This window comes from Aeromonas rivuli (assembly GCF_000820045.1).
Lineage (GTDB): Bacteria > Pseudomonadota > Gammaproteobacteria > Enterobacterales > Aeromonadaceae > Aeromonas > Aeromonas rivuli.
The window spans coordinates 154,907-181,331 of sequence record NZ_CDBJ01000042.1 but is presented as its reverse complement, the minus strand read 5'-3'; the positions used below and the strand labels follow the sequence as shown (position 1 = coordinate 181,331).

Sequence of the window (26,425 nt, the reverse complement as noted above, 5' to 3'; positions counted from 1 at the left end):
TTTGCTGGCAAGCCCCTCGTTTTCTTCACATTTTTACCCCGGGACGCTGGTCAAACCGCCAAACGCCTCAGTACACTTGCCCGGATAATGCCAGCGCCTTGCTCGACAGCAATGATCGAGCGCACTGGCCAACCGCAGAGAATCAAAGGAGTCGTCATGCTCGATTATCAGGCCCCCGCCACCTTGCTCAACAACAAAGTCATCCTGGTGACGGGGGCTGGCGATGGCATTGGCCGTGAAGCGGCACTGACCTTCGCAGCCCATGGCGCCACCGTCATACTGCTCGGCCGCACCGTGGCCAAACTCGAAGCCGTCTATGACCAGATTGAAGCCGCCGGTCACCCCTTGCCCGCCATCGCCCCGGTCGATCTCAAGGGGGCCACCGCCAGCCACTACCGTGGCATGGCCGAGACCTTCGCGCAGCAGTTCGGGCGCCTCGATGGCGTCCTGTTCAATGCGGGCCTGCTCGGTACTCTGTCGCCCTTCGAGCATATCCAGGAGAAGGAGTGGGACGAGGTGATGCAGGTCAACGTCAAGTCCGAATTTCTGCTGACCCAGGCGCTGCTGCCGCTGGTGCGTCAGACCGCCAAGCAACATGGCGAGGCCTCCCTGCTGTTTACCTCCTCCGGTGTGGGCCGCAAGGGCCGCGCCTACTGGGGCACCTATGCCATCTCCAAGTTCGCGGTCGAAGGCATGATGGAAGTGCTGGCCGATGAGCTGGATAACACAGGGGTGCGCGTCAACAGCATCAATCCGGGCGGTACCCGCACCAAGATGCGGGCCAGCGCCTTCCCGGCCGAAGATGCCATGGCGCTCAAGACGCCAGCCGATCTGATGCCCCTTTATCTCTACCTGATGGGCGCTGACAGCCAGGGCAAAACGGGCCAGACCTTCGTCGCCCAACCCAAATAACCAGAAAAAACAGGCCTGTCCCGCCAATGGCAGTTAGTGTTATTAGAGTCCGTTGATACGGGTTTGGTGCAGAATAACCAGCAGGTGAGTTATGTTTCGACCCAAGAGTACCTTCGAGCAGTGGCGCATCTTTCAGGCCGTGGTCGACTGTGGCGGCTACGCCCAGGCGGCCGAGGCACTGAACAAGAGCCAGTCCTCCCTCAACCATGCGGTAGCCAAGCTGCAGCAGAGTCTGGGGGTGGCGCTGCTGGAGGTACGTGGTCGCAAGGCGGTGCTCACGCCCGCGGGAGAGATCTTCCTCAAGCGCGCCCGCCAGCTCAGCCTGCAGGTAGAAGACCTCGAAAACCTGGCCGACAACCTGGAGCGCCAGTGGGAACCCCAGATCAACCTCTATGTCAGCACGCTGCAACCCAGGGAGCGGCTCTACCGGGCGCTGGCCCGCTTCTATCCTCGCAGTAGGGGCTGCCGCATCAATCTGCACGAGCGGGTACATTGCCACTTCAGTGCCTTGCAACTGGGGGACTTGATGATCTCGGAGCACCTGCCAAGCGATCGCACCGGCCTCCCCCTGGACGAGGTCACTCTGTTGCCCCTGTGCGCCCCCGGGCACCCCCTAGCCTGCGAACCAGCCCCCCTGCCCCTGGACAGACTGGCCAGCCATAACCAGATAGGTCTGCATCCCCCCATTCATCGCTCGGTGGACTGGAATGATGCCGAGGATACCGGCTGGAAGGTAACCCACTACCAGGAGGCGATCGCCCTGCTGCAACAAGGGCTCGGCTATGGTTGGCTGCCACGCCACCTGGCCAACTGCGCCCTGACCGATGGCAGCCTGGTACCGTTGACCCTGGAGGGTGGCAGCGAGCGCCACCTCTATACCTACCTGCTGACCATGAGCCCGGATGCCCTGGGCCCGGCCACCGAATTGCTGCTGCGTTGCCTGCGCGATGAGTACCAGCATCCGGAAAAGCGCCCGGCGCGCTAAGGCCAAGACCCGGTAACGCCGCCGAGTAGCACCGTTTCACGCCACTCTTCCCTCGCCCCCTTGCCAGCCAATAAAAGACCCGCACAACGCGGTTTTTTCTTCTATTCATGCTCATGCCGCTGGCCACAGGCCAGGCTCACTCAGGCATTGGGGACTCGCCAGCAGGCGACCAGCGCCAGCATGGCCAGGGTCAGCGCCACCATGAAGACACCGTGGAAGCTCCACAGCTCGGCGACGATGCCGGCGATGGCGCCCGCCAGTATGGAGCCGGTGCGAATGCTGTTGGCGAACAGGGTGGTGGCGACCCCGGCCCGACCCGGCATCAAGTCCTGGAAGTAGGACATGCCGATACCGGCGATGATGCCGATGAAGATGGCATTGAACAGTTGCAGTGCGATCAGCGCCTGCTGGCTCGACAGCGTCACCAGGCCGATGTAGAAACCGACCCCGGCCAGCACCGCCACCAGCATCATGGGCCGCTTGCCGAAGCGGCGGGTGTAGTAGCCCGCCAGCAGCATGAAGGGGATCTCCAGCGCCGCCGCCGTGCCCATCAAGATCCCGGCCAGCTTCTCATCCAGTCCGAGCTCGCGGGTGATGTAGAGCGGCATGTTGATGAGATACATGCTGTTGCAGGTCCACATCAGGGTCGAGGCGATAAACAGCGCCCGCACCGAAGGATCCCGCCAGCTGCTGACCCTGGTGGCCGTCTCATCTTTCACCGGCAGTGGCAGTGACGGCAGCCAGCGCCACACCACCAGACCACAAATGAGATAGGCCAGGGCGGAGGCGAGATACATCACCTCGAAGCCATAGCCAATGGCCAAGGCGAACGCCATGGGCGGCCCTATCACCCAGGCCAGGGAGAACTGGGCCCGCATCACTGAGCTGAACATGTCGGCGCGCTTTTGCTGGCGATCCGCGTGCTCGCGCGCCAGGGCGAACAGCTGCGGGCTGGCGGTGGCCGCCAGGCTGGCCAGCAGCACCCCGAGACTCACTAACAGCCAGTAGTTGCGGTTCCAGGCAAACAGCAGGGAGAGCACGATGCCGGCGGCGCAGCAGCGCAGGATCAGGGTCTTGCGATCCCCCTGACTGTCGGATCTGTGGCCCAGCCATTGACTGACGAGGATGCCAACCAGGGCATTGACCGTGTAGAACAGGCCGACCAGGAAGGGACGCACCTGCACCTCTTCGGCCAGGAACAGGCTCAAGGTGGGCACCTGCAGGGCCACCGCTACCCCCGTCATGAAGGTGACGGCCAGAAACGACAACGAGACGGGATCCGGACGCTTGATGACCGCAGTCAGGGATTTCATAGGGCTATCACCGAATTGGAGGAAGGAGGTGCGAGTGCATGGCATGATGATGGCTATTTTATGACACTATCAAGAGCCAGCTCAAGGCTTGCGACTCCCCCACGGACACCGTACATTGAGAGGCCATGTCGCCAGGCGGCACTCCCCATGATGGCAAGCCAGTTGGCGCCAGGCCTCGCAGCTCAATGGCCGGGGCCCCCAGACCGGCAACCCCATGGCGACAAGACTATTTGGCTAAAAAAAGGATGACAGATGTTTGATTTTGACAGGGAAATTGACCGCAGCGGCACCATGAGTCTGAAGTGGGACAAGTACAAGGGCCAGGACGTGCTGCCCATGTGGGTCGCGGATACCGACTTCGTCTCCCCTCCCTGCGTGCTGGAAGCACTGACCGAGCGGGTTGCCCACGGCATCTTTGGTTACTCGCGTCCCTCCCCTCGTCTGATTGAACTCATCATGGCTCGCCTGAGTGAGCGTTATGGCTGGCAGATAGAGGCCGAGTGGCTGGTATTCCTGCCCGGCGTGGTACCCGGTCTCAATCTGGCCTGCAAGGCCTGGAGCCAGCACGGTCGCGGCATCATCACCCCCAAGCCGGTCTACTACCCCTTCTTGCAGGCGCCAGGCTTCAATGACAGGCCTCTGCTGACGGTGCCCATGGCGGAGCAGGATGGCCGCTGGCTGATCGATATCGAAGAGCTGGAGCGTCAGGCTCCCTCGGCAGATCTACTGCTGCTCTGCAATCCGCAAAACCCGGGCGGCACCATCTTCACCCGCGAAGAGCTGGCCACCATCGATGCCATCGCCGAGCGCCACAATCTGGTGGTCTGCTCGGACGAGATCCACTGCGACCTGCTGCTGGACAGGGATGCCAAGCACATCCCCTATGGCGCCATCAGCCCGGAAGCCGCCCAGCGCAGCGCCGTCATGATGGCGCCGAGCAAGACCTTCAATATCGCCGGCCTCTGCTGCTCCTTCGCCGTGGTGCCCAATGCCCGGCTGCGCCTCAAGTTGCAACAGGCGATGCGCGGCATCAGTGCCGACGTCAACCTGCTCGGTTTCGTGGCGGCCGAAGCCGCCTATGAAGGAGGCGAGGCCTGGCTCCTGGCGCAGCTCGACTATCTGCGTGGCAACCTGGCGCTGATCGAGGCGGCCGTGGCCCGCTGGCCGGGGGTCAAGATGGCGCGCAATCAAGCGACTTACCTGGCCTGGATAGATGTGGGCGCCCTGGGCCTGGACAACCCCGTCGCCTTCTTCGAGCAGGCGGGGGTTGGCCTCTCCCCGGGTGCCCAGTTTGGTGACGGCGATTTCGTGCGCCTCAACTTTGGCTGTACCAGCGCGCTGCTCACCAAGGCGCTGGCTCGCATGGAGCAAGCCATCCTCACGCTGCCCAACTAAACCCGATGGGCCCAGGTGGCCCATCCCCTTTTTCCTGATTGGTTATCTATGCGCCCACGAATCTCTACCCTGCTCGCTCCCCTGTTTGCCTTGCTCTGCTGGGGAACAAACGCCCAGGCCGCTGACAGCTACCTCACCATCAGCACCGGGGCCCTCACCGGCGTCTATTACCCTGTCGGGGGGGCCCTCTGTCGCCTGTTCAACGAAGATAGCGCGCACAACAACCTGCACTGCAGTGTGCAGAGCACCAAGGGTTCACTCGCCAATCTGCGCGATCTGGCGAGTGGCAAGAGCCAACTCGCCCTGGTGCAATCCGATGTGCTCTATCACGCCGTGCATGGCACTGGCCCCTTCGAACAACAAGGCCCAGATGCCTCACTGCGCACCCTCTACCGGCTTCATCGCGAGTCGGTCGCCCTGCTGGTCAGCGAGAAGAGCAGTATCAGCAGCCTGGGGGATCTGGTGGGTAAACGGGTCGATCTCGGCAGTGCCAACGGGGGGGACAGGATCACCATCATGGCTCTCATTGAGGCCATGGGCTGGCAGAGCAAGGATTTCGGCACTGTGGCCGAACAGGGGCCCAATCGCCTGCAAGGTCTGTGTGATGGCACCCTGGATGCCGCCTTCGTGGTTGCGGGCCAACCGAGTCAGGTTATCTCGGACTTGACCGGTCGTTGCAAGGCACGGCTGGTTGCCATCGAGGATGCCAAAATCGATCAATTGATCGAGGGCTCAACCTATTACGAGCAGGGTCGCATTGCGGCCAATCTCTATCCGGGTCAGACACTCTCTCTTCCCACCATCGCGGTGTACGCGGATCTGGTGGCCCTCGATACCTTGCCCGCCGAGACGGTACATCAACTGCGGCGGGTCATGGACGCGCGGCTCAAGCAGTTCACTCGCCTGCACCCGGCCCTGATCGCGCTCACCCAGGAGAGCATGATGGCGCCGACCCTGGCACCGCCCCATGCCGCCATGCTGGATGACGCAAATGCGCCCCCGGCAAGGGATGCCACACCGCCGAGCCTGATGCCAGCATCACTGCAACCTGAGCTCTCTTCTTCATCGGCCGACGCCACAACCTTGGTTTCCGGGGCTGTCTCGACCGAATCAACCCCAACCGAAGCGGAGCATGCCGTAGAGGGTGCCGCTGAAGAAGCCGCACCAGAGGCCATGGCAACAGGCACTGTCCCCGCCCCAGCCGAGACAGACCGGCCAGCCTCGGCCGCCAGCAACACAGTGCCAGCTGGCCAGGAGCCCGCGGTGAGCGACGCCGTTCAGCCATCAGCGGCTCAGCCAGCCCCTTGAGTCTGCGGCCAGGCCCGGTGGGCAGATAACCGCGCCACCCGATGAAACAACGGCCACCCCTGGGTGGCCGTTGTTATGTGTTGAGGATCAGCTCAGCCGCCATCCAAATGGGATGCATCGCGCCTGCCCATCTGAACCCATTGGCTCCCCTGGCTGGCCCGTGATCGCTTATTCATCTCCTCCCCTTGTGCTCTCCTTGCCCTGTCCCTCCTTGGCCTGCTCACTCAAGGCCAACTCCAGCCCCAGATAGGGATGAGGCCGCTGTATCTCCTCCTCCACCCAATGCAGCAGCTGTTTGATGGCCCGGGACAGCACCTGATTCTGGCGTACCACATAGCCCAGGCTGGTACTGGGGAAATCGTGCAGCTCGCTGACCGGCGCCGTTAGCTTCAGGCGCGGGTGCAAGGAGAAATCTGGCACTATGGCGACCCCGAATCCCGCCTCGGCCCAGTCGAGCTGAGCATCCACGCTGCCCACCTCCATGATGCGGCAGGGTGGCAACCCCAGCAGTGGCAACGAGGGATCAATCAGCGCCCGGGTGCGAGTGTCGTGACCGAGCAAGATCAGCGTCGGTTCATCCAGGGGATCGCTCTGTCCCGCCCTGGCCCTGGCTTGCCAGCGGCCGAGCCCCTGACCCAGGGCGCACCAGGTCACCTGTTGCAGCTCGGTATAGAACAGCGGTTCGCTGCGCTTTTGCGCCATCACGAAGCCGAGATCCGCCCGCCCGGCCTTGACCAACTCGGCGGCCTGATCCGAGGTGGTGTTGAACAGAGTGAGATCGATGCCGGGGAAGGCTTGCTTGAAACGCTGAAATGGCTGGATCAGCAGCAAGCGCGAGATGATGTCGCTGGCGGCGATGGCCAGCTTGCCTTGGCTGAATTGCCCCAGAGCATTGAGATCGGCCTGACAGAGTTGCAGCTCGGCAATGGCCCGCTCGGCACTTTGCAGCAAGCGCTCCCCCGCCTGGGTGAGCCGAAAGGGGCTGCGCTCGATCAGCCTCACCCGGGTCGCCTGCTCCAGATTCTTGAGGTGCAGACTGACATTGGGTTGGGTCATGTGCAGTTCGGTCGCCGTCTGGCCAAAGTGCTGCAAGCGCGCCAGGGTGACGAAGGTATTGAGCCAGTGAATATCCAACATGGGGTCACTCTCGCCCGCGGCAGGCGCACCACAGTGGCGCGTCATGGCGGGTCTTTGCCGATAAATTGGCCACAATTATATGACTTCCTTATCGGAATTATAAAGATAATTAATTTTTCTAATCCGCCCCAGCCTCCTAGGATGAACGCCTAACGTCTTAGGAGAAAGTCACATGTCGTCTATCGTAGTCGTAGGTGCTAACTGGGGTGATGAAGGCAAAGGCCGCATCGTCGATTATCTGGCAGGCCAATCCGCCGCCAGCATCCGTTTTCAGGGCGGCAACAACGCCGGCCACACCGTCGTCAACGACCTGGGCACCTTCAAGCTGCACCAGCTGCCGAGTGGCGTATTCAACCCTGATTGCCTGGTCGTCCTTGGCCCTGGCATGGTCATCAGCCCGGAGCCTCTGACCAAGGAATTGGCCGAAGTGAAGGCCGCCGGTGTCAATCCCAAGATGGCCATCTCTGACCGCGCCACCTTCTGCCTGCCGATCCACGCCCTGGAAGACACCCTGGAAGAACTCCGTCTGGGCGATGGCGCCTACGGCTCCACCCGTCAGGGCATTGCCCCGGCTTACGGTGATCGGGTCATGAAAAAAGCGATCCTGGTCGGCTGGCTGAAGCAGCCAGAAGTACTGGTCGAGCGCATCCAGTTCTTCCTCGACTGGAAACTGCCGCAGCTCAAGGCCCTCTACCCCAGCTTCGAATTCAGCCAGACCGCCCAGGAAATGGCCGACTGGCTGTTGGAAGTGTCCGCGCCTTGGATCGACGCCGTCTGCAACGTCAGCGAGCCCCTCAAAGCCATCCAGGCCCAGAACGGCACCCTGCTGTTCGAAGCACAGCTGGGCGCCGGTCGTGACCTTATCTACGGTGAATACCCCTGGGTGACCTCTTCCCACGTTTCTGGCGCCTACGCCGGGATCGGTGGCGGCCTGCCGGCCCTGCGCCCTGAGCGCGTCATTGCCGTGGCCAAGGCATTCAGTACCTCCGTGGGTACCGGCACCCTGATCACCGCCATGGAGAATCAGGAAGAGTTCCGCAAGTTTGCCAACGAGTTCGGCGCCACCACCGGCCGTCCCCGTGACATCGGCTACTTCGATGCCGTTGCCACCAAGCAGGGTCTGGAAATCCAGGCAGCCAACGAGATCGCACTGACCAAGCTGGACTGCCTGTCCGGCATGCCGGATCTGAAGATCTGCGTGGCCTACGAAGGCGCCAACACCGAGAACCCGATCTGGCCGCAGACCGCCGGTCTGAAGCCGGTGTACGAGTCCATGGAAGCCTGGAGCGAAGACATCTCCCACATCCGCAAGTTCGAAGACCTGCCCAAGGCTGCCCAGCACTATGTGCTGCGCATCGAAACCCTGCTGGGTGTGCCGGTGCCCATGGTCTCCGTCGGCCCGGGCCGCGAGCAGATGATACTGCGCTAAGTCGCACCCTCGCCCTTGGCAAGACAACAACCGACACCTCCGGGTGTCGGTTTTTTTATACCCTCACCCCGCCTCCCACAGCGCCATCCCTTGGGAGCCAGCCATCACACATGCAACCATGCTCACCATGGTGCCTATGTGCGATGAATGGGATTGAGCCGTTCAATGACACCGCCTTTCCCCCGCCTCAACAGAGTGATGTCATCCTCAATCGAGGAAGGCCAGCTGATGGACCAGGCATTCAGCTTCAACGGTTTCGGCTGCGAGGAGAAAACCGCTCTCCCAGCCGCTTCACCACCTGCTGCAATGCGTACCTGTCCCTTCCCTGACCCACGGCGGGATGGATACAAGATCCCAATGTGGCGCTGGCTGACAGGCGACCTGACTCATGACGTCAGACAGCTCGATGGTATCCTTGCCCAGTCCTCATCCCTCAGACATAAAAAACCCGCTAGCAGGCTAGCGGGCTCTCTCGTTGGCAGTCGTTCACAACCGCTATCTGTTGCTACTCGTTGACCACCTCGTTCATCACCAGATGCACCACGGGATTTTCGGAGAAAAGATAACGGTCGTCGTTCATCTCATCGTCGAAGGTGGTGGCCTGGAACAGCATCTGTTTGGTGTTCTCCAGATGCTGCCACATGGCGAGTTTGGCCGCCTGGGGATCTTTTCGCATCAAGGCCTTGAGGATCTGATCGTGATCGTCACACCAGCTGGCGATGGCCTTGTCGTCGATGTGTTCATGCAGCTTGCGCCAATAGGGGTTGCGCTCGCGGTGCAGCCAGAGTTGCTCGGTCAGGATCACCAGCACCGAGTTTTGCGTCGCCTTGGCCACCTGAATGTGAAACTGCTTGTCCCATTCAGAATCGCGGGCCCTGTCCTCATTGCGGGCCAGCGCCTGGATCTTGAGCAGCTCCATGATGTCCTGCTTGGTCACCTGGGTTGCGGCAAACTCGGCGATATTGCTCTCCAGCAACTGGCGGGCTTGCAACAGTTCGAAGGGGCCTGCGGTCAACAAGGCATCGTCCAGAGTCGGCGCTGACACGGCACTCTGGCTCTCCTGGGCGATGACATGAATGCCGGAGCCCTTTTGCACAGCAACCAAGCCTTCCACTTCCAGCATGATGATGGCTTCGCGCACCACGGTACGGCTCACCTCCATCTCCTCGGCAATGAGTCGCTCCGCCGGCAGCCGTTCACCGACCTTGTAGCGCTGACTGGCAATCCGTTGTTTCAGCTCGGCGGCGACTTTCTGATAGAGCCGTTTTGACTCGAAGACATCCACATTCATGTCACTCACACCTTGGCCTCTTTGCTGCAAGCGCCGGGCATTACGCCCGGCGGTGATAACTTGTTATACCAATTTAACTCAAAATGAACAGATGAGCCAGAGGCTCACCTGTTCAGCACATGTATCAATGCATGCCGAACAGGCCCGGCAAGAAGAGGCTCAAGGACGGTATATAGGTCACCGCCATCAGACTCAACAGCAGCACGAAGAAGAAGGGCAGCATGGGCTTGATGAGGGATTGCAGCTTGACTCCGGAGACGGAGCAGCCAACGAACAGGGCACTGCCGACCGGCGGTGTACAGAGTCCGATACAGAGGTTGAAGATCATCATGATGCCGAAATGCACCGGATCCATGCCCAGCTCGGTCACGATCGGCAGGAAAATGGGGGTGAAGATCAGCACCGCCGGGGTCATGTCCATGAAGACACCGACGATCAGCAGGATGATGTTGATGATGAGCAGGATAACCAGCGGGTTATCAGACACATTCATCAGGGCATCGCTGATGGTGTAAGGGATGTCCGCATTGGTCATGGCCCAGGACATGCCCACCGAGATACCGATCAGCAGCAACACTATGGCGGTGGTGATGACGGAGTCGAGCATGATGCCTGGCAAGTCCTTGAGTTTGACCTCACGGTAGATCCCTACCGACAACACCAGGGTGTAAACCACGGCGATGGCAGAGGCTTCGGTGGCGGTGAAGATACCACCGAGGATGCCACCCATGACCACCACCACCAGCAGCAGGCTGGGAATGGCATCCCAGAAGGCACGCAGGGCAACGGCGAGGGTGGGCCGCTCCGCCATCGGATAACCACGGCGCTTGGCGATGAAGGTCCCCACCGCCATGATGCTGACCCCCATCAGGATGCCGGGAAGGTAGCCTGCCATGAACAGGGTCGCCACCGAGATGCCGCCCGCGGTCAGGGCATAGATGATCAGCACGTTGGAGGGCGGGATCAGCAGGCCGGTGATGCAGGAGGTGACGTTGATGGCTGCAGAGTAAGCCGGGTCATAGCCCGCCTTCTTCTGCATGGGCGCCATGGTGCCCCCCACCGCTGCCGCGGCTGCAACCGCAGAGCCGGAGATGGAGCCAAACAACATGTTGGCCATGACATTGACATGGCCGAGGGAGCCCGGCATACGGCCGACCAGGATCTGGGAGAAGTTGATGAGGCGCTGGGCGATGCCGCCGCAGTTCATCAGAGTACCCGCCAGAATAAAGAAGGGGATCGCCAGCAGGGAGAAGCTGTCGAGGCCGGTTGCCATCTTCTGGCCGATCACCGCCAATATGGTTTCCAACGGCAGCATCATCAGGCCGGAAGCCAGGGTCGCCAGACCGATGGAGAAGGAGATGGGCACGCCCGCGAACACCAGCACGAAGAAGGAGCCGAACATGACCAGCGCTATGGTCCAATCCATCAGATATTCTCCTCTGAGGGGGCAAGAGTGGGCACCGGAGACAGACTGTCGAGCAGTGTCTCCAGTATGTAGAGCACGCAGTAATAGCTGATGATGAGACCGCTCAGAGGCAACACCACATAGACATAGGCCATCGGCAACTGCATGGCCGGAGACACCTGGCCCGTGCTGTAAACCTTGGTCACCAGGGTCAGACCGCCCCATACCATGGCACTGCCGGCAAACAGCAGCACGCAGAGATCCACGAACAGCTGGTTGATGAGCTTGGGGGCTCCCTGCAGGTTGGAGACGAACAGATCGATGCTGAGATGACGGCGCTTGCCGGTGGCATAGGCGGCGCCCAGCAGCCCCACCCAAATCATGCTGAAACGAGCTACTTCATCGGTCATGGTGCTGGGTTGCGACAGCACGTAACGGCTGAATACCTGCCAGACCACACAGACCACCAGCATGGCCATCACGGTGACGGTGAACCCGGCGAGCAACTTGTCGACTGGTCGCTTGAACTTTTCAAGACGCATTGCAATTCTCCCGAGAGAGCGGCCAGGGCCGCCCTCTCCTTATAGTTACTGAGCGACTTCGTTCTCGATCTTGCTGAGCCACTCACCGCGCACCGGATCCTTGCGGAAGTCATCGTACAGGGGCGCCAGCGCGGTACGGAAAGCCTCTTTGTCGACCTTGATAAAGGTGGCTCCGGCCTCGGTTGCCTGTTTGCGAGAGGCCACGACTTCCTTGTCCCACAGCGCTTGCTCGAAGGTTTCGGAGTGTTTGGCCGCGGTTTCTAGGATCTGCTTCTGCTCATCGGAGAGCTTGTCCCACACCTTGGTGGAGATCACCAGAAAGTCGGGTACCGAGGTGTGCTCATCTTCGGCGTAGAACTTGGCGACCTCGACGTGACGAGTCTGCACATAGGAGGGTTCGTTGTTCTCGGCACCATCGATGACGCCCTGTTGCAGTGCGGTATAAACCTCACCAAACGGGATGGGCGCCGGCGCCGCGCCGAGCAGTTCGATCAACTTGATGGTGGTCGGCGTGGCGACAACCCGGATCTTCATGCCCTTCATGTCGGCCGGAGTCTGGATTGGCTTGTTGGCATAGAAGCTGCGGGTGCCCGCCACATAAGCGGCGATGGAGATGAATCCCTTGTCATGGGTCTCGGCCATCATGGCATGGCCGACCGGACCATAAATCACCTTGTTGAAGTGGGCTTGATCCTTGAACAGATAAGGCAGGCTGAAGATGGAGAAGGCGGGCGAGAAGGGCTCCATCTCGCTGGCGCTCGCCTTGGTCATGTCAAGGGCGCCATTTTGCAGCAGCTCAAGGGTTTCACGCGGGCCACCCATCTGGCCACCCGGATAAATACGCAGTTTCATCTTGCCGTCGGAGGCGGTGCTGATCTCCTTGGCCATCTCGGCCAGAGCCTGGTGAACCACATGGTTGGTATCCAGGTTATGAGCCAGCTTCAGGGTGACCTTGTCCATGGCATGGGAAGAGAACGCAGCCAGGGTCAGCGGGGCGGCCATCAGCATCGCGACAGCAAGAGTTTTCATTTTCATTGGAGCGGGACCTCAAGTGTGTGTGTTGTTATCTGCTAGACCTCTTCCCTGAGGAGTCAGTCTTAATGTCCTACATCTTTGTGGGGCTAACTGTAATTGGTATAACATCTATGAATATTGAGAACCATCACAAAAAATGAAGACCCCACTATCTTGCTGTCACAAACCCAACACGGGTCACATTTTGAGCCACCAAAACGGTTGGCAGACACCAAATCCCCCTTTGTCAGCGCTTCGCCCACAAGGGTCACAGCGTAAAAAACCCGAACAAGCCTCAATGAGAGCCCATTTTTCTTGAAAAGGATTATTTTGTGACCTGGCTGGTATTTTTGCGTCAAGGTGACTAGACGAGATGTCTGGCAAGGCGAATAATTGGTCCAACAACTATTCCATTCATCGAGATCCCTCGTACGGAGCAAGCCGAATGACCGCCTTCATGACCGATGACTTTCTGCTGGATACCGAATTCTCTCGCCAGCTTTATCATGGCTTCGCCGCCGACCAGCCGATCTTCGACTATCACTGTCACCTCCCCCCTGCCCTGATTGCCGAGAACCACAGCTTCGCGAACCTGTACGAAGTCTGGCTCAAGGGCGACCACTACAAGTGGCGAGCCATGCGCTCCAACGGGGTTGATGAACGTTTCTGCACCGGGGGGGCCGACGACTACGCCAAGTTCGAGGCCTGGGCCGACACAGTGCCCCAGACCATCGGTAATCCCCTCTATCACTGGACTCACCTCGAACTCAAACGGCCCTTCGGTCTGACCGGCTCCCTGTTGGGGCCGCAAACGGCGCGGGAAGTGTGGGATTTTTGCAACGACAAGCTGGCCCAGCCCGACTTCTCGGCTCGCGGCATAATGCAACAGATGAACGTCAAGATGGCGGGCACCACGGATGACCCCGTCGACGATCTGCGCCACCACGCCGTCATCGCGGCAGACAGCAGCTTCGACATCAAGGTGCTGCCGAGCTGGCGCCCGGACAAGGCCTTCAACATAGAGGCCGATGGCTTCGCCGACTATCTGGCGCAGCTGGCTCAGGTCAGCGATGTCGAGATCCTCCGCTTCGCCGATCTCACTCGGGCCCTGGGCCTGCGACTGGATCACTTCGCCGCCCACGGCTGCAAGATTGCCGACCACGCCCTGGATGAGGTGCTGTTCGGGCAGGCCAGCGAGGCGGAGCTCGACATCATGCTGGCCCGCCGTCTGCGGGGTGAGACCCTGGAGCTGGCCGATATCGCCGCCTTCAAGACCGCCGTGCTGCTCTATCTGGCCGCTGAGTATCACCAGCGAGGTTGGGTGCAGCAGTACCACATAGGGGCACTGCGCAATAACAACAGTCGCCGCCTGCTGAGCCTGGGGCCGGACACCGGCTTTGACTCCATCAATGACGCCCCCATGGCCAAGGCACTCTCAAAACTGCTCGATGCCCAGGACAGCCAGGATCGACTACCCAAGACCATCCTCTACTGCCTCAACCCGAGGGACAACGAGGTGCTGGGCACCATGATTGGCAACTTCCAGGGTGGCAACATCCCCGGCAAGATGCAGTTCGGATCCGGCTGGTGGTTCAACGATCAGAAAGATGGCATGGAGCGCCAGCTGACCCAGCTTGCCCAGCTCGGCCTACTCAGCCGCTTCGTCGGCATGCTGACCGACAGCCGCAGCTTCCTCTCCTATACCCGTCACGAATATTTCCGCCGCATCCTGTGCCGCATGATTGGGCGCTGGGTCGCCGAGGGAGAAGCCCCGGCCGATCTGGCCTTGCTCGGCGCCATGGTAGAGAACATCTGCTTTAACAATGCCCGGGACTACTTCGCCATCGAGCTGAACTGACCACACCAGAGCGAGGGGGAAACATCCTCGCCGCCAATGGCGCCCATTCGAGTCAAACCGCGCCGCGCTCATACCACCTAACGCATAACTGGGGGCCAGGCCCCCATGAGGAACGACAATAAGATGCAACGCCTGAATCGTGACGCCTTCCCGGGGGCCCAGTATCCGAACCGCGTGATCCAGTTTGGCGAGGGGAACTTCCTGCGCGCCTTCATCGACTGGCAACTGGACCTGCTCAACGAGCACACCCCCCTCAATGCCGGTGTGGTGATAGTGCGTCCCATCGACAGCGATTTGCCGCCCAGCCTGAGCACCCAGGATGGTCTCTATACCACCGTCATTCGCGGTCTGGATGAGTCAGGCAATGCCGTCAGCACCCAGCGCCTGATCCGCAGCGTCAACCACGAGCTCAACTGCTATCGCCAGTTCGACAAGGTGCTGGCCCTGGCCCGCGACCCGCAGATCCGCTTCATGTTCTCCAACACCACCGAAGCGGGCATCAGCTACCACGCCGATGACACACTGACCGATGCGCCCCCCACCAGCTTCCCGGCCAAGCTGACCCGCCTCTTGTTCGAGCGCTTCACCCATTTTGAGGGCGCCGCCGACAAGGGCTGGGTGCTGCTGCCCTGCGAGCTCATCGACTACAACGGCGAGGCGCTGCGCGAGCTGGTGCTGCGTTATGCCGAGCAGTGGCAGTTGCCGTTTGCCTTCCAGACCTGGCTGCGCGAGCACAATACCTTCTGCTCGACCCTGGTGGATCGCATCGTCACCGGTTTCCCCCGGGACGAGCATGCCGAGCTGCAGGGGCAGTTTGGCTATCAGGATCAATTCGTGGTCACCGCCGAACACTTCTATCTGCTGGTCATTCAGGGGCCTGAGTGGCTCAAACAGGCGCTCTGTCTCGACCAGCTGCCTGCCGAACAGGCCCTCAACATCCGCATCGTCTCCGACATCAAGCCTTACAAGGAGCGCAAGGTCGCCATCCTCAATGGCGCTCACACCGCCCTAGTGCCGGTCGCCTTCCTGGCGGGTCTGGATACGGTGGGCGAGGCCATGATGGATGAGCAGGTGGGCGAGTTCGTTCAGCGCATCATGTTCGATGAGATAGTGCCGACCCTGGATTTGCCCAAGGATGAACTCATCTCCTTTGCCCGCGATGTGCAGAGTCGTTTTCGCAACCCCTTCATCAAGCATCAGCTGCTCGCCATCGCCTTGAACGGCATGACCAAGTTCCGCACTCGCCTGCTGCCGCAGCTGCTCGGCTACCAGCAACAGCAAGGGGGCTTGCCGCCGCGACTGAGCTTCGCACTGGCTGCCTTGCTGGCATTTTATCGCGGCAAGCGTGATGGCGAGGCGTATCCGCTGCAAGACGACCAGCCCTGGCTCGATGCCTATGCCCGCCTCTGGCCGGCGGTCGAGCGCGGCGAACTGGCCCAGCATGAACTGGTGCGCGAGATCCTCGGCAACACAGCTCACTGGGGCCAGTCACTGTGTGAGATCCCCGGTCTGGTCGAGCGCGTCGATCACTGTCTGACCCGCATTCGTGAGCAGGGGCTGCGCACGGCGCTGGCCACCTGCTGCTGAGGAGCCAACATGCAAGCCGTCATCCGTATCCATCCCGCCGACAATGTGCTGGTCAGCCTGCGCGACCTCGACGCCGGTGAGGTCATCGAGTACCAGGGGATAGCGTTCACTCTGGGGCTGCCCCTCGCCCGTGGCCACAAGATAGCGCTGGCTCCTCTGGCCGAAGGTGACCAGATCATCAAGTACGGTCTGCCCATCGGCCATGCCACCCAGGCCATTGCTCAGGGGGAGCACATTCATCACCATAATCTGGCCACCAACCTCAACGACCTGGACGAGTACAGCTATCAACCTGAACTGACAGAGGTCAGCACCTCGCTGCCGGACAGGGCGATCCAGCTCTATCGCCGCCAGGATGGTCAGGTCGGTATTCGCAATGAACTGTGGATCTTGCCGACCGTGGGCTGCGTCAATGCCCTAGCCAAACAGATGAAGCAGCGCCTCGAGCGGGAGTGCGATCTCAGCCATATCGATGGAATACAGCTCTTTAGCCACCAATATGGCTGCTCCCAGCTCGGCCAGGATCACCTCAACACCCGCACCCTGCTGCAAAACCTGGTGCATCACCCCAATTCGGGGGGGGTGCTGGTGGTCGGGCTGGGGTGTGAGAACAACCAGATCGCCGCTTTCAAGGAGACTCTCGGCGATTTCGATGCATCGCGAGTGCGCTTCATGGTGTGCCAGCAGCAAGATGACGAGGTGGAGCACGGAGTGGGCCTGCTCACCGAGCTGCTTGCCCGGATGCAGGAAGACAGGCGCCAGCCGGGACGCCTGGGGGAACTCAAGTTTGGTCTGGAGTGCGGCGGCTCCGATGGTCTGTCCGGCATCACCGCCAACCCGCTGCTCGGCTGCTTCTCCGACTATGTGATCCAGCACGGCGGCACCTCGGTGCTGACCGAGGTGCCCGAGATGTTTGGCGCAGAGCGGATCCTGATGTCCCGCTGCCAGGATGAGCAGACCTTCGACAAGACGGTGCGGATGGTCAACGACTTCAAGCAGTATTTCATCGATCACCAGCAGCCCATCTACGAGAACCCCTCCCCCGGCAACAAAGCGGGCGGCATCTCGACCCTGGAGGAAAAATCCCTCGGCTGCACCCAGAAGGCGGGCCAGAGCCAGGTAGTGGATGTGCTGCCCTACGGCGCCCGCCTGCAACGCCCGGGTCTGAACCTGCTGAGCGCCCCCGGCAACGACGCCGTGGCCACCAGCGCCCTGACCGGCGCCGGTTGCCACATGGTGCTGTTCAGCACCGGCCGTGGCACCCCTTACGGCGGTCCGGCTCCCACGGTCAAGCTCGCCACCAACAGCGATCTGGCCAGACGCAAGCCGCACTGGATAGACTTCAACGCAGGCACCCTAATAGAAGGCACCCCCATGCACAGCCTGCTCGGCCAATTTGTCGACCTCATCGTCGACATCGCCAACGGCAAACCAACCTGCAATGAACTCAATGACTTTCGGGAGCTGGCGATCTTCAAGAGCGGAGTCACCCTGTGAGTATCGAACTCGGCTGGCTGGCCCCGGTCTGGGCCCTGATCCAGCAGCAACCTCTGGCGCAAGGCATCGGTCTTGCCGCCATGCTGGTCGGGGTCAGCGCCTTCCTGCAGCGGGATGACAAGCGCTTTCGGCTGCGGCTCTGCCTCTACCAAGCCGCCATCGCCTGCCACTTCGCCTTCATGGGGGCCAACACGGCGGCCCTCAGTGCAGGTCTCAGCTGTGGCCGCACCATCGCTTCGGGGCGCACCCGCAGTCCCTGGGTGATGTCGTTCTTTCTGGTGCTGGTCTGGGTGCTGGGCATTCCCGGGATCACCAGCCCCGTGCAGTGGCTGCCCATCATAGGCACCACCATTGGCACCTGGGGACTGTTTCGCGCCCACGGCATAGCACTGCGACTCTGCATGCTGGTCGGCGGTCTGTGTTGGACCAGTCACAACATACTGATTGGCTCCATCGGTGGCAGCCTGATCGAAACCACTTTTCTGTTCGTCAACTGTCACACTATGTACCGCATGTGGCGACACCCCTTGACGAGCACCACCTGATCTTTGCAAGGAGTCGAGGCCATGACCCGACAGATAGCCGTGATCGGCGAATGCATGGTGGAGTTGCGCCGCGCCGCACAAGGCCTGCTCGCCCAGAACTTTGGCGGTGACACCCTCAATACCGCCCTCTATCTCGCCCGCCTGGGCGACACCAGTCCCCACATGGCCGATACGGCCTGGCAGGTGCGCTATGTCAGCGCACTGGGACAAGACGGACTAAGTACAGCGATGCTGGCGGCCTGGCAAGCGGAGGGCGTCAACACCGACTGGGTACAGCGCCTGGCTGACAAGGCGCCCGGCCTCTATCTCATCGACACGGCAGACAATGGCGAACGATCCTTCACCTACTGGCGCAGCGACGCTGCCGCCCGCTACTGGCTGGAGCGTGAACCCGCCGAGGCCATCCTCGCCGCGTTAGGCCAGTGCGAACTCATCTACCTGAGCGGCATCAGCCTGGCCATACTCTCCCCCGACGCTCGCCAACGCCTGATGCTGGCGCTGGCGAGCGCCCGTACCCAGGGTGCCAGGCTGGTGTTTGACAACAACTATCGCCCCCGACTCTGGGGGAGTAGAGAAGAGGCTCAGGCCGCCTATGCCGCCATGCTGGCGCAGACCGACATCGCGCTGCTCACCCAGGATGATGAGGTCGCGCTCTGGGAAGATCCTTCCCTGGAGCAGACCATCAGCCGCAGCCAGGCTCTGGGCGTCGCGGAGATCGTCATCAAGCGCGGCGCCGAGCCTTGCCTCATCGTCACCGAGCAGCAGCACATCGAGGTGGCCGCCACCTCCCTTGACCCGACTCTCATCGTCGACACCACGGCGGCCGGTGATTCATTCAGTGCCGGTTATCTGGCCGCACGCCTGCAAGGTTGCGACCCCGCCGACGCGGCCCGGGCAGGCCATCGCCTCGCCGCCTGCGTCATTCAACATCCGGGGGCCATCATCCCCTCATCCCATATGCCAACGGCCAAGGAGCCCTCCCATGTCTGATCTCATCGCCCGCCTCGAAGCGCTTAAGGTAATCCCCGTCATCGCCCTGCAAGATGCCAAACTGGCAGCCCCTCTCGCCAAGGTGTTGGTTGACAACGACCTGCCCGCCGCCGAGGTGACCTTTCGCACCCCCGCCGCCGCCGAGTCCATCCGCCAGATGCGTGCCGCCTATCCGGACCTGCTGATCGGTGCCGGTACCGTGCTTACCCGGGAACAGGTGGATGCCGCCATCGATGCCGGGGCGGATTTTATTGTCAGCCCCGGTTTCAACCCCAAGACGGTGCAGTACTGCCTGGACAAGGGCATTGCCATCATCCCCGGGGTCAACAACCCCAGCCTGGTGGAGCAAGCCATGGAGATGGGGCTGTGCCAGCTCAAATTCTTCCCGGCCGAGCAATCCGGCGGCCTTGGCATGCTGAAGGCTCTCGGCGCCGTCTATCCGGTGCGCTTCATGCCCACCGGTGGCATCACGCCCGCCAATATCCAGAGTTATCTGGCACTGGACTCGGTGATCGCCTGCGGCGGCACCTGGATGGTGCCAGCCAAGCTTGTCGATGAGGAGAGGTGGGACGAGTTGGCCCTGCTGGTACGGGAAGCCGTTGCCGCCCTCTGAGTCGCCCCTGTTTCAGCAACAGTTCAAAGCCCTGCTCCTCAGGGCTTTTTTTTATGAGCACCTCTGCGCTGGTGGTTGATGGCCGGATCTGGCCAGGAGCGTGGAGCGCCCATGGCCTTGGCGTAACCAGGATGGGAAGTGTCGGGGTCAACCATAAGGAGGAGGAAGAAAAAGCAGGGGGTTGCGCTGATATCCGATGGCCATAGGTGGCAAGAACATGCCAATCACTCAGGATCCCCAACGCAACATGGGGATCAGGCGCTCAGTGCCTAGTCAACAACAGCGTATAATTATTATCTCTCCCCCAAAACCAGCCTTGTGGCCAATATCAAGCTAAGTCCATTAGCTTAAAAGTGTGAACCACTGCCGATTATTGACCGCTTTCGTCATCTGAGCAGGTGAAACGACGAGAACTAAACTAACACATTGAAATTAATGTGTTTTTATAACAACCGAGCCTCACTTAAAAACCACCCATCTGACTCCTTATTTTCCCATCCTCTGAAATCGTGAACGGCACCAAAGTGACAGGTCAATATGGAACTATTTTAGTGATACGCGAAATATCAGTTAGATCTGTAAGTCATTACAATGATGTCAATGAGGGATGATTAGTTAACCATGGGTTGTGACGGCAAGAGACAGGTTCATCCCCCTATACAACTGGTTTTTAATCGTGAGGTAGTGGTTATGGAAAAGAAACGGATTTACCTGTTTTGCTCTGCCGGGATGTCGACGTCACTGCTGGTCTCGAAGATGAAGGCACAGGCAGAAAAATATGATGTGCCCGTGGAGATAGATGCCTATCCGGAAACGTTGGCGGGAGAGAAAGGTCAGGATGCCGACCTGATCCTGCTGGGTCCTCAAATTGCCTACATGTTGCCGGAAATCCAGGCACTGTTACCGGGCAAGCCGGTCGAAGTCATCGACTCCCTGCTCTATGGCAAGGTCGATGGGTTAGGTGTCCTCAAGGCCGCCGTCGCATCCATCAAGAAGAGCCTCGCTCAGTAAGGAGAACACCGTGAGCACCATGATCGCATCCCTGGAAAAGGCCATATTGCCCATTGCCGTCAAGCTGGGTAAGCAGCCTCATGTCAACGCCATCAAGAATGGCTTCATCAAACTGATGCCCCTGACCCTGGCCGGGGCCATGTTCGTCCTGATCAACAACGTCTTCCTGAGTTTTGGGGAGGGATCCTTCTTCTACTCCATGGGGGTGCGACTCGATCCCGCCACCATCGCCACCCTGGACGGCTTCAAGAGCATTGGCGGCAGCGTCTATAACGGTACCCTGGGGATCATGTCCCTGATGGCGCCCTTCTTCATCGGCCATGCCATGGCAGAAGAGCGCAAGGTTGATCCCCTCTCGGCCGGTCTGCTCTCGGTCGCCGCCTTCATGACGGTCACCCCCTTCAGCGTCGGCGAGGCCTATGCGGTCGGTGCCAACTGGCTGGGTGGCGCCAACATCATCTCCGGCATGATCATTGGTCTCGTCTCGGCCGAGATGTTTGCCTTCGTCATTCGCCGCAACTGGGTGATCCGCCTGCCTGACAGCGTGCCGACCTCGGTAGCGCGCTCCTTCTCGGCGCTGATCCCCGGCTTCATCATCCTCTCCATCATGGGGATAGTCGCCTACCTGCTCCAGACAGAGGGCACCAACTTCCACCAGATCATCATGGACACCATCTCCACCCCCCTGTCCAACATGGGTGGCCTGGTCGGCTGGGTCTATGTGCTCTTCTCCCCGCTGCTCTGGTTCTTCGGGGTCCATGGTTCTTTGGCGCTGTCGGCACTGGAGAACGGCATTCTGGTGCCCTTCACCCTGGAAAACGTCGCCCTCTATACCCAATACGGCTCCGTTGAAGCCGCTATCGCCGCCGGCAAGACCTTCCACGTCTGGACCAAGCCGATGCTCGACTCCTACATCTTCCTCGGCGGTACGGGGGCAACGTTAGGCCTCATCCTGGCGGTGTTCATGGTGTCGCGTCGCGATGACTACCGTCAGGTGGCCAAGCTGGGTCTGCCCGCCGGCATCTTCCAGATCAACGAGCCCATCCTGTTTGGTCTGCCGGTCATCATGAACCCTGTGTTGCTTATCCCCTTCGTGATGGTGCAGCCGGTGCTGGCGACCATCACCCTGTTTGCCTACAACACCGGCTTTATCCCGCCCATCACCAACATGGCGCCCTGGACCATGCCAGCCGGATTGGGGGCCTTCTTCAACACCAATGGCAGCATAGCCGCAGCCCTGCTGGCGATATTCAACTTAGGGATAGCCACCCTGATGTATGTCCCCTTCGTGCTGATTGCCAACAAGGCCCAGGCCGTTATCGAGGAAGAACAGGAGAGCGAAGAGGATATCGCGCTGGCCCTGAAATTCTGATGACACTCCCAGGAGGAGCCTGGCTCCTCCCTCTTCAAGCTGGAGGAGAATAAGATGACGTATCGCTTTGCGGACGATTTTTGGTGGGGCAGCGCCAGCTCGGCGCCCCAGACGGAGGGAGCCTCCAGCCGAGATGGCAAGTCCGACAACATCTTTGACTACTGGCACACCCTTGAGCCGACGCGCTTCCATCAGGGCATAGGCCCGGCGCAAGCCTCGACCTTCTATGATCGTTTCGAGAGCGACATCGCACTGCTCAAGCAGCTCAATCACAACAGTTTTCGTACCTCCATCTCCTGGTCCCGACTGATCCCGGACGGGACGGGCGAGGTCAATCAGCAGGCGGTCGTTTTCTACCATGCGGTCTTTGACCGCCTGCAGGCCGAGGGGATCACCCCCTTCATCAATCTCTACCACTTCGACATGCCCCTGTGCATGCAGGAGCTAGGCGGTTGGGAGAGCCGGGACGTGGTGGCGGCCTATGTGCGTTACGCCAGCCTGTGCTTCGAGCTGTTTGGTTCGCGCATCCAGCACTGGTTTACCTTCAACGAACCCATAGTGCCGGTCGAGTGCGGCTATCTCGGCCACTTCCACTATCCCTGTGTGGTGGATTTTCGCCGCGCCGTCACTGTCGCCTATCACACCGCCCTGGCCCATGCCGGTGCGGTCAAGGCCTTTCGCGATACCCATGCCAGTGGCGAGATTGGCATCATCCTCAACCTGAGCCCCACCTACCCTAGATCCGATTCGGCGGCAGATCGCCAGGCGGCACGCTGGGCCGACTTGCTGCTCAACAAGAGTTTCCTCGATCCGGCCCTGAAGGGGAGCTATGACCCCGAGCTGATCGACCTGCTGCGCCAGCATGATTTGCTGCCAGAGGTGGAAGCCGGTGACAAGGCGCTACTCAGTGACGGGCGAGTGGATTGGCTGGGCATCAACTACTACCAGCCACGGCGAGTCAAGGCCAAGGATCAGCCCTGCGCAGGGGCGCCGCACACCCCCGAAGATCTGTTCGATTTCTACCAGATGCCGGGTCGCAAGATGAACCCGCACCGGGGCTGGGAGATCTATGAGAAAGGGGTCTACGACATCCTCACCGAGCTGCGCCTTGGCTATGGCAATCCCCGCTGCTACATCTCGGAGAACGGCATGGGGGTCGAGGGGGAAGAGCGTTTTATTGGCCCGGAGGGACGGGTAGAGGATGACTATCGCATCGACTTTATTCGTGGCCACCTCGAGTGGCTGCATCGCGGCCTGCAAGAGGGCAGCGCCTGCTGCGGGTATCACCTCTGGACCTTCATCGATAACTGGTCCTGGCTCAATGCCTACAAGAATCGCTATGGCCTGGTCCGGCTGGATCTTGAGAGCCAGACCCGCACCATCAAGAAGAGCGGCTATTGGTTCGCCGAGGTGGCACGCAATCATGGTTTCAATTAAGTGAGATTCAATTAAACCGCTTTCAATCAACTAGCTGTAATCAAGGGGATAAAGAGATGTTCGATATGGACCACATAGAGGCAGAGAACACGACGTGCGATGACATGGAAGAGGTGGTGATGGGGCTCATCATCAACTCGGGGCAGGCACGCAGCCTGGCCTACAGCGCCCTGAAGAAGGCCAAGGAGGGCGACATGGCCGCCGCCCGTCAGCTGATGACCCAATCCCGCGAGGCCCTCAATGCCGCCCACCAGGTGCAGACCCAGCTGATTGAGAGCGACCAGGGCGAGGGCAAAATCCCGGTCACGCTAGTGCTGGTGCATGCCCAGGATCACCTGATGACCTCCATGCTGGCGCGGGAACTCATCAACGAACTCATCGACGTGCACGAAAAACTGCTCGGCAAGTAACAGCGGCATCGGCCAGTCATAAGGGGCGAATAATGAGCGTCAAGACCATCCGGGAAAACGAGCTGTTTAACAACAGACCCTTCCACATGTTCATCTACAACAAGCAGGTGAGCGGAACCGGTTTGCATCAGCACGACTATTACGAGTTCACCCTGGTGTTGACCGGCCGTTACTACCAGGAGGTCAACGGCAAGCGGGTACTGCTCGAGCGCGGCGATCTGGTGTTCATTCCGCTGGGCTCATCCCATCAGAGCTTCTACGAGTTCGGCACCACCCGGATTTTCAACGTCGGGATCAGCCGCAGCTACTTTGACGAGCACTTCAAGTACCTGCTGCCGGAACACTTCGTGGCGTCCCAGGCCTATCCGCTCAAGCATGAATTTCTGAGTTATATCGAGTCGGTGCTGGTCTCCCCTGGCTTTCGGGAAGAGGCGCTGACCGAGTTTCTCGAAGTGGTGACCTATTCGGTGATGAACCGGCTGCGTCACCATAAGGACGCTTCGGCCAGCGAGGATCTGCCGCTCTGGCTCCATGAGGCGGTTGAGCGCATGCACGATCGCCCGTTGTTTGCCGAAGATGCCCTGGCCAATCTGATCCATCTCTCCGGCAAGAGTCAGGAGTACCTGACCCGTGCCACCCGGCGTTACTACAACAAGACGCCTATGCAGATCATCAACGAGATCCGGGTCAACTACGCCAAGATGCAGCTGGAAGTCACCAACGATTCGGTTGCCGACATTGCCTTCGAGACCGGCTACAACGATGTCAGCCTCTTTATCAAAAACTTCAAGAAGCTGACCTCCTTTACCCCGGGCAGCTACCGCAAATATCTCTATCCGAAATTTGAAACCCCGGCCTGATGAAGGATAAAGATATTTTCATTTAAAACATAAGGTTGCCAACAAACTGACGCCATTTAACGGCCCCTGCCACAGGTGGCTGCGGCTAACTGCCCCCCCAGATGCAGGGCGGCCCCTTATTCAACCCAATTTGAAAATGATGAAAGAGGTGTTTATGAACAAGACGCTTAAAGTGGTCACCATAGGTGGCGGAAGCAGCTACACCCCGGAGCTGGTCGATGGCTTCATCAAACGCTACGCCGAATTGCCCATCGATGAGCTGTGGCTGGTCGATGTCCCCGAAGGTCAGGGGAAACTGGACATCATTTTCGACCTGTGCCAGCGCATGATCCAGAAAGCCGGCATCCCCATGACGCTGCACAAGACCCTGGATCGCCGCGCCGCGCTGCAAGGCGCCAGCTTCGTCACCACCCAGCTGCGGGTCGGCCAGCTGCAGGCCCGGGAAAAAGACGAGCGCATTCCCCTCAGCCACGGCCTGCTGGGTCAGGAGACCAATGGTGCGGGCGGCCTGTTCAAGGGGCTGCGCACCATCCCCGTCATCTTCGACATCATCCGCGATGTGGAGGAGATCTGCCCGGATGCCTGGCTCATCAACTTCACCAATCCGGCTGGCATGGTGACCGAAGCCGTGCATCGCCACACCCATTTCCGCCGCTTCATCGGGGTGTGCAACATTCCGGTCGGCATGCAGATGTTTGTGCGCGATGCCCTCAAGGTCAGCGCAGAGGACTCCCTCTCCATCGATATCTTCGGCCTCAATCACCTGGTGTTCATCGGCGATGTGCTGGTCAATGGGGTATCGCGTTTCGATGAACTGCTCGAGGGGGTGATAGACGGCAGCCTCACCAGCGCCAGCTCGGTCAAGAACATCTTCGATTTGCCCTTCGATGCGAGCCTGATGCGCGGGCTGCGCCTGTTGCCCTGCTCCTACCTGCGTTACTACTTCAAAGAGAAAGAGATGCTGGGGATAGAGATGGGCGAGTTCTACAAGGGCGGTGCCCGGGCTCAGGTGGTGCAACAAGTCGAGAAAACGCTGTTTGAGCTCTACCAGAACCCTGAACTCAACGAGAAGCCCAAGGAGCTGGAGCTGCGCGGCGGCGCCTACTACTCGGATGCGGCCTGCGAGGTGATCAGCGCCATCCATAACGACAAGCGCAGCGAACAGTATGTGATCATCCCCCACCATGGCCATGTCACCAACATTCCGGCCGACTGGACTGTCGAGATGACCTGCCTGGTGGGCCGTGATGGCGCCATTCCTCACCCGCGCCTCACCCGCTTCGACGACAAGGTCAACGGGCTCATTCACCTCATCAAGAGCTTCGAGATTGCCGCCTCCCAGGCTGCCTTGAGCGGCTCCTTCGATGACTTGCTGCTGGCCATGAACCTCAATCCGTTGATCCACTCGGACAACGAGGCAAAAATCGTTGCCCAGGAGTTGCTGCTGGCCCACCGCGAGCACCTGCCCAAGTTTGCCGCCGCCATTGCGGATCTCGCCTGAGAACACTGGGCCC

The 26,425-nt window shown here is 60.3% G+C and carries 23 protein-coding genes; 17 read left to right on the top strand and 6 right to left on the bottom strand.

All coding sequences use genetic code 11. The features are described 5' to 3' along the window. The first annotated feature begins 156 nt into the window (after nt 1-156). On the top strand, nt 157-912 hold the full coding sequence (locus BN1130_RS08670; RefSeq protein ID WP_042041485.1) for a YciK family oxidoreductase: 756 nt from the start codon (nt 157-159) through the stop codon (nt 910-912). Between the two features lie 91 nt (nt 913-1,003). Continuing rightward, nucleotides 1,004-1,897 carry a LysR family transcriptional regulator gene (locus BN1130_RS08665; protein WP_042041484.1) on the top strand — a complete coding sequence of 298 codons (894 nt, stop codon included), beginning with the start codon at nt 1,004-1,006 and terminating at the stop codon, nt 1,895-1,897. Between the two features lie 140 nt (nt 1,898-2,037). On the opposite strand, the gene BN1130_RS08660 is transcribed toward BN1130_RS08665, so the two are convergent. Next, nucleotides 2,038-3,210, bottom strand: a complete 1,173-nt coding sequence (locus tag BN1130_RS08660) for an MFS transporter (protein WP_042041482.1) — start codon at nt 3,208-3,210, stop codon at nt 2,038-2,040. 252 nt (nt 3,211-3,462) lie between these two features. Here BN1130_RS08660 and BN1130_RS08655 point away from each other — a divergent pair, with 252 nt between their 5' ends. Together BN1130_RS08655 and BN1130_RS08650 are read left to right on the top strand one after the other, a co-directional pair. After that, nucleotides 3,463-4,605, top strand: coding sequence for a MalY/PatB family protein (locus BN1130_RS08655; RefSeq protein WP_042041481.1), 1,143 nt, complete (start codon nt 3,463-3,465; stop codon nt 4,603-4,605). Nucleotides 4,606-4,653: 48 nt separating this feature from the next. Further along, nucleotides 4,654-5,913, top strand: a complete 1,260-nt coding sequence (locus tag BN1130_RS08650; RefSeq protein WP_052448210.1) for a TAXI family TRAP transporter solute-binding subunit — start codon at nt 4,654-4,656, stop codon at nt 5,911-5,913. A gap of 168 nt (nt 5,914-6,081) precedes the next feature. On the opposite strand, the gene BN1130_RS08645 is transcribed toward BN1130_RS08650, so the two are convergent. After that, the gene (locus BN1130_RS08645; RefSeq protein WP_042041480.1) at nt 6,082-7,050 is read right to left on the bottom strand and encodes a LysR family transcriptional regulator; all 969 of its coding nucleotides are present in this window, start codon (nt 7,048-7,050) and stop codon (nt 6,082-6,084) included. A 172-nt stretch (nt 7,051-7,222) separates the two neighbouring features. On the opposite strand from BN1130_RS08645, the gene BN1130_RS08640 reads away from it, so the two are divergent. Next, nucleotides 7,223-8,479 carry an adenylosuccinate synthetase gene (locus tag BN1130_RS08640; RefSeq protein ID WP_042041479.1) on the top strand — a complete coding sequence of 419 codons (1,257 nt, stop codon included), beginning with the start codon at nt 7,223-7,225 and terminating at the stop codon, nt 8,477-8,479. Nucleotides 8,480-8,984: 505 nt separating this feature from the next. On the opposite strand, the gene exuR is transcribed toward BN1130_RS08640, so the two are convergent. The 4 genes from exuR to BN1130_RS08620 all read right to left on the bottom strand — a co-directional run bounded on the left by exuR (nt 8,985) and on the right by BN1130_RS08620 (nt 12,752). Further along, nucleotides 8,985-9,770, bottom strand: coding sequence for a transcriptional regulator ExuR (gene exuR / locus BN1130_RS08635; protein ID WP_232301959.1), 786 nt, complete (start codon nt 9,768-9,770; stop codon nt 8,985-8,987). Between the two features lie 124 nt (nt 9,771-9,894). Continuing rightward, nucleotides 9,895-11,196: a TRAP transporter large permease gene (locus BN1130_RS08630; protein ID WP_042041478.1), complete on the bottom strand. Its 1,302-nt coding sequence runs from the start codon at nt 11,194-11,196 to the stop codon at nt 9,895-9,897. Then, nucleotides 11,196-11,717: a TRAP transporter small permease gene (locus BN1130_RS08625; RefSeq protein WP_042041477.1), complete on the bottom strand. Its 522-nt coding sequence runs from the start codon at nt 11,715-11,717 to the stop codon at nt 11,196-11,198. The genes BN1130_RS08630 and BN1130_RS08625 overlap by 1 nt, the downstream gene beginning before the upstream one ends. A 45-nt stretch (nt 11,718-11,762) precedes the next feature. Further along, nucleotides 11,763-12,752 carry a TRAP transporter substrate-binding protein gene (locus BN1130_RS08620; RefSeq protein WP_042041475.1) on the bottom strand — a complete coding sequence of 330 codons (990 nt, stop codon included), beginning with the start codon at nt 12,750-12,752 and terminating at the stop codon, nt 11,763-11,765. Nucleotides 12,753-13,176: 424 nt separating this feature from the next. On the opposite strand from BN1130_RS08620, the gene uxaC reads away from it, so the two are divergent. The 12 genes from uxaC (at nt 13,177) to BN1130_RS08560 (ending at nt 26,412) form a co-directional block, all read left to right on the top strand. Further along, entirely contained in the window at nt 13,177-14,589 is a 1,413-nt protein-coding gene (gene uxaC, locus BN1130_RS08615) for a glucuronate isomerase (RefSeq protein ID WP_042041474.1), read from the top strand. Nucleotides 14,590-14,712: 123 nt separating this feature from the next. Continuing rightward, on the top strand, nt 14,713-16,176 hold the full coding sequence (locus tag BN1130_RS08610; RefSeq protein WP_042041473.1) for a tagaturonate reductase: 1,464 nt from the start codon (nt 14,713-14,715) through the stop codon (nt 16,174-16,176). Between the two features lie 9 nt (nt 16,177-16,185). Continuing rightward, nucleotides 16,186-17,673, top strand: a complete 1,488-nt coding sequence (locus tag BN1130_RS08605) for a UxaA family hydrolase (protein WP_042041472.1) — start codon at nt 16,186-16,188, stop codon at nt 17,671-17,673. Then, nucleotides 17,670-18,218 carry a YgjV family protein gene (locus tag BN1130_RS08600; RefSeq protein WP_052448209.1) on the top strand — a complete coding sequence of 183 codons (549 nt, stop codon included), beginning with the start codon at nt 17,670-17,672 and terminating at the stop codon, nt 18,216-18,218. Before BN1130_RS08605 ends, BN1130_RS08600 begins: the two co-directional genes overlap by 4 nt. Before the next feature lie 21 nt (nt 18,219-18,239). After that, nucleotides 18,240-19,208 carry a 2-dehydro-3-deoxygluconokinase gene (kdgK, locus tag BN1130_RS08595; protein ID WP_042041471.1) on the top strand — a complete coding sequence of 323 codons (969 nt, stop codon included), beginning with the start codon at nt 18,240-18,242 and terminating at the stop codon, nt 19,206-19,208. After that, entirely contained in the window at nt 19,201-19,821 is a 621-nt protein-coding gene (locus BN1130_RS08590) for a bifunctional 4-hydroxy-2-oxoglutarate aldolase/2-dehydro-3-deoxy-phosphogluconate aldolase (protein WP_042041469.1), read from the top strand. The genes kdgK and BN1130_RS08590 overlap by 8 nt, the downstream gene beginning before the upstream one ends. Before the next feature lie 690 nt (nt 19,822-20,511). Then, nucleotides 20,512-20,832: a PTS sugar transporter subunit IIB gene (locus BN1130_RS08585; RefSeq protein ID WP_042041548.1), complete on the top strand. Its 321-nt coding sequence runs from the start codon at nt 20,512-20,514 to the stop codon at nt 20,830-20,832. Nucleotides 20,833-20,851: 19 nt separating this feature from the next. After that, entirely contained in the window at nt 20,852-22,204 is a 1,353-nt protein-coding gene (chbC, locus tag BN1130_RS08580; protein WP_224432960.1) for a PTS N,N'-diacetylchitobiose transporter subunit IIC, read from the top strand. 54 nt (nt 22,205-22,258) lie between these two features. Beyond that, complete coding sequence (gmuD, locus tag BN1130_RS08575; RefSeq protein ID WP_042041467.1) at nt 22,259-23,641, top strand: 6-phospho-beta-glucosidase GmuD; 1,383 nt, start codon at nt 22,259-22,261, stop codon at nt 23,639-23,641. A 56-nt stretch (nt 23,642-23,697) separates the two neighbouring features. Further along, on the top strand, nt 23,698-24,051 hold the full coding sequence (gene chbA, locus BN1130_RS08570; protein WP_042041466.1) for a PTS N,N'-diacetylchitobiose transporter subunit IIA: 354 nt from the start codon (nt 23,698-23,700) through the stop codon (nt 24,049-24,051). Between the two features lie 32 nt (nt 24,052-24,083). Further along, nucleotides 24,084-24,911, top strand: coding sequence for a transcriptional regulator ChbR (gene chbR / locus BN1130_RS08565; protein WP_042041464.1), 828 nt, complete (start codon nt 24,084-24,086; stop codon nt 24,909-24,911). A 154-nt stretch (nt 24,912-25,065) separates the two neighbouring features. Beyond that, entirely contained in the window at nt 25,066-26,412 is a 1,347-nt protein-coding gene (locus BN1130_RS08560) for a 6-phospho-beta-glucosidase (protein WP_042041461.1), read from the top strand. Nucleotides 26,413-26,425 lie beyond the last annotated feature (13 nt).